The organism is Phenylobacterium sp. (assembly GCF_044372605.1).
Classification (GTDB): domain Bacteria; phylum Pseudomonadota; class Alphaproteobacteria; order Caulobacterales; family Caulobacteraceae; genus Phenylobacterium.
Genome location: NZ_JBILRO010000287.1, coordinates 1 through 3,882, shown reverse-complemented (window position 1 = coordinate 3,882; position 3,882 = coordinate 1). Strand labels below are relative to the sequence as shown.

The following is a 3,882-nucleotide window of genomic DNA, read 5'->3' as shown; positions in this document are numbered from 1 at the left end:
GCCCCTCAAGCGCCGGCAGCATCGGTCTTTCGAGCGCCTTGCCGTCCTCCGCGTCGCGGCCGAGCCAGGCGGAGGCCTTCGACCACAGCGAGGTCGTGTGCCTAGGAGCGAAATAGATGCCGTAACGCGCCGTCATGCCACCCGAACGCCCTGCCGCCAGACTTCCGCCGGCACCGGCCAGCCGGCGGTACGCCGGGCGATGCGCAACAGGTCGGCGCGCTGACCCGCAGCGATTTCGCCACGGTCGTTCAGGCCCAGGCTACGCGCCGGCGTGGCCGCGACCGTCGCCAGCGCCCGCTCGGGCGCCCAGGCAAAATCGTCGATCAGCATGAAGGCGGAACGCAGCATCGAGAGCGGCACATAATCCGAGGCCAGAATGTCGAGCACGCCATGCTGGGCGCACTCCCTTGCCGACAGGTTGCCAGAATGGGAGCTGCCGCGCACGAAATTCGGGCCGCCCATGCAGATCGCCATACCATAGCTCTTGGACCGCAGCGCCGCGGTCAGAGTGACCGGGAACTCGGCGATCACGCAACCGTCCTGATGGGCTTCGTCCACATGCGCTTCGGTCGCGTCATCGTGCGCACAGATCGGCACGCCGTACTCGCGCGCAAAAGCCACGACGCTGCGGCGATTGGCGTAGGCCAACTCGGGGGCACGGCCTTCGTGACGCTCAGCCGTGATATCTGCGATTTCCGCCTCACTGTGGCCGGCGGTCACAAGCCGACTGACGAGTTTCGCGACGTCGCTTGTTTGCCGCTGACCCGGGGTGTGATCCATCACGGACAGAAGTTTCAGCCGCGCATTGTCGGCATGGGGCTCCAGAAGGGATAGCAACTCCGGGTTTGTCACCTCGCAGCGCAGGTGCAGCAGATGTTCGGCGCGGAGCGCGCCATCCGCCTGAGCACGGTCCATCCCACCGATCATCGGCCCGAGGGCTTCCTTGCGGTCCAGCCCCTCCTTGCGACCGTGGAGGCTCAGGGAATCCAGCACTGTGGTGATCCCGGCCGAGGCGCATTGCCCGTCATGGGCCAGCGCGGCGCCATAGGCGTCCCAGAGTGCGCCGGGGCGCGGCTGATAGTGCTTTTCCAGATTGTCGGTGTGGATATCCACCAGACCAGGGACCAGCCAGTCGGCGCCCCAGTCGAGCGCCGACGTCGATGGCGCGTTGCGCGCCTCGACAGCTACGATGTTCTCGCCGTGCAGGACGACCTCACCGCGGATCAGGCCGGCCGGAGAGACGATGTTTTCGGAGTAGATTCGACGTTCCATGGCCCTATGCCGCCGCCTTGAATTCGGACACACCGAACAGCCGGGTGGCTACGGCGTCGCGCACGTCGCTGTCGTGGAAAATGCCAATCATCGCCGCGCCCCTGTCCAGGGCCTCGCGGATCAGGGTGACCACGATGGCGCGGTTCTCGGCGTCAAGCGACGCGGTCGGCTCATCCAGCAGCATGACCGGATAGTTGCGGATGAAGCTGCGGGCGATGTTCACGCGCTGCTGCTCCCCGCCGGAGAAGGTGGCCGGGGGCAGGTCCCAGTGGGCGCGAGGGAGTCGCAGGGCTGACAGCAGGGCTTCGGCGCGTTGCTGCGCCTCCACGGCATCGACGCCATTTTCCAGCAGCGGCTCCATGGTCAGCTGAAGCGTCGAGATCCGGGGGATCACCCGCAGGAACTGGCTGACATAACCCAGCGTGCGTCGCCGTACGTCCAGCACCTGGTGGGGCAGGGCGCGGGTGATGTCGACATAGGCACCGTCATGCAGCACCCGGACCGAGCCCCGGGTGGGTAGATAGTTGCCAAAAATGGATCGCATCAGCGTCGACTTGCCGACGCCGGACTCACCGGCCAGCACCACGCATTCTCCGGGCGAGACCTCGAGGTCCAGCCGCTCGAACACGGGAATGGTCGCCGACTCGGCGTTGTGAAGCGTGAAGGTCTTGGCGAGATCCTCCACCACGATCAGGGGCTGGGCGCTCATGGTGACCTAGATCTGCAGGACGGAGGAAACGAGGAGTTGGCTGTAGGGGTGTTGGGGGTCGTCCAGGACCTGGTCCGTCAGACCTGTTTCCACCACATAGCCGCTCTTCATGACGATCAACCGGTCGGCCATCAGGCGGGCGACGGCCATGTCATGGGTGACGATAATCACAGCCAGGCCAAGGTCCCTGACCAGCTCGCGAAGCAGATCCAGCAACCGCGCCTGCACGGAGACGTCCAGTCCGCCGGTGGGCTCGTCCATGAACACAAGGCGCGGCCCGTGGATCAGGTTTCGAGCCACCTGGATGCGCTGCTGCATGCCGCCGGAGAAGTTACGCGGCTTGTCGTCGATGCGGCTGGTGTCCAGCTCCACCCGGTTCAGCCATTCCAGCGTAGCCTGGCGCATCTTGCCATAGTGGCGGTTGCCCAGGTTCATCAGCGGCTCGGCGACATTGGCACCGCCGGACACCCGCATACGCAGGCCGTCGCGGGGGTTCTGATGCACGAAGCCCCAGTCCTCGCGCTGCATCCGCCGGCGATCGGGTTCGTTGAGGCCATAGATGTCGGTGAGGCCGAACCGCGAGGCGTCAAACTCGACAACCCCCGACGTCGGCGGGAGGCGACCGGAGATGACGTTCAGCAGCGTGGTCTTGCCAGAGCCGCTCTCGCCGACAATCCCAAGCACTTCGCCGGCCCGAAGTTCAAACGAAACGTCGCGGCAGCCGACCACGTGGCCATACCATTTTGACAGGTTGCTCACCCGCAGGAGCGGTGCTTCCTGACCCATCCCGGCGGCGGTCTGGGCCGGTGAGCGTTCAATCGTGGCCATCGTCATACGGGCGCCTTGTCGAGTGTCGCCAGCTGGTGGCCAGCCATTGATCCGGCATGTCCGGCAGCCCGACGATCCGAGCAGAAGCTGCTGTCGGAGCAGACGAACATCCGCTCCCCGGAGTCATCGAGAACCACCTCGTCGAGATAGCTCTCGGTAGCGCCGCACAGGGCGCAGTCTTCTTCCCAGGTCTGGGTCTCGAAGGGATAGTCGTCGAAGTCCAGGCTGCGGACCCGCGTGTAGGGCGGCACGGCGTAGATGCGTTTCTCCCGCCCGGCGCCAAACAGCAGGATGGCCGGATTGTCGTCCAGCTTGGGATTGTCAAACTTCGGGATCGGCGAGGGGCTCATCAGGTAGCGCTCGTCGATCATGGTGGGATAGCCCACTGTCGAGGCGATCCGCCCATAGGTGGCGACGCTCTCGTAGAGCGAGACGTACTGAAGCCCGTACTCTTCATAGGCATGCATGGCCCGCGTCTCGGTCTCACGCGCCTCGAGCCCGCGCAGTGGCTCCGGCTGGGGTACCTGGAAGACCAGCACCTGGCCCTCGGTCAGGCCCTGCTCCGGGATCCTGTGCCGGGTCTGGATGATCGTCGCGGCGGCCGTGTCCTCGGTGGTGGCCACGTCGGCGACCTGGGCAAAGAACCTGCGGATGGAGACCGCGTTGGTGGTGTCGTCGGCGCCCTGGTCGATGCACTTGTAGACATCGTCGGGACCGATGATCGCGGCGGTCAGCTGGATGCCGCCCGTTCCCCAACCATAGGGCACCGGCATCTCGCGAGATCCGAACGGCGCCTGGTAGCCAGGTATGGCCAGAGCCTTGAGGATCGCACGGCGGATCATCCGCTTGGTCTGCTCATCGAGGTAGGCGTAGTTGTAGTAGCGCTCAGGTTCGTTGGTGCGGGCGGTCATTCTGCCGCTTCCTTCATTGCGGCCTGCCGATCAGCATGTTCCCTGCGCAGGCGGCGGATCAGCTGGAGATCGGCCTGGAAGTCTACATAATGGGGCAGCTTCAGGTGCTGGACGAAGCCTGACGCCTCGACATTGTCAGAGTGGTAGAGCACGAACTCCTCG

Annotated in this window: 5 protein-coding genes; all 5 read right to left on the bottom strand. The window is 65.3% G+C overall.

Annotation, left to right across the window (positions count from 1 at the left end):
- Positions 1-132: 132 nt before the first annotated feature.
- Genes ACIQ42_RS16870 through ACIQ42_RS16850 form a run of 5 tightly spaced genes read right to left on the bottom strand, consistent with a single transcriptional unit; the run spans position 133 to position 3,872 of the window.
- Positions 133-1,272: an alpha-D-ribose 1-methylphosphonate 5-triphosphate diphosphatase gene (locus ACIQ42_RS16870; RefSeq protein ID WP_397423399.1), complete on the bottom strand. Its 1,140-nt coding sequence runs from the start codon at positions 1,270-1,272 to the stop codon at positions 133-135.
- A 4-nt stretch (positions 1,273-1,276) separates the two neighbouring features.
- Positions 1,277-1,981: a phosphonate C-P lyase system protein PhnL gene (gene phnL / locus ACIQ42_RS16865; protein ID WP_397401281.1), complete on the bottom strand. Its 705-nt coding sequence runs from the start codon at positions 1,979-1,981 to the stop codon at positions 1,277-1,279.
- A 6-nt stretch (positions 1,982-1,987) separates the two neighbouring features.
- On the bottom strand, positions 1,988-2,809 hold the full coding sequence (phnK, locus tag ACIQ42_RS16860) for a phosphonate C-P lyase system protein PhnK (protein WP_397423398.1): 822 nt from the start codon (positions 2,807-2,809) through the stop codon (positions 1,988-1,990).
- A gap of 2 nt (positions 2,810-2,811) precedes the next feature.
- Positions 2,812-3,720 (bottom strand): alpha-D-ribose 1-methylphosphonate 5-phosphate C-P-lyase PhnJ, encoded by a 909-nt coding sequence (locus tag ACIQ42_RS16855; protein ID WP_397423397.1) that lies wholly within the window; start codon positions 3,718-3,720, stop codon positions 2,812-2,814.
- Positions 3,717-3,872, bottom strand: a complete 156-nt coding sequence (locus tag ACIQ42_RS16850; protein WP_397423400.1) for a carbon-phosphorus lyase complex subunit PhnI — start codon at positions 3,870-3,872, stop codon at positions 3,717-3,719. The genes ACIQ42_RS16855 and ACIQ42_RS16850 overlap by 4 nt, the downstream gene beginning before the upstream one ends.
- Positions 3,873-3,882: the final 10 nt, after the last annotated feature.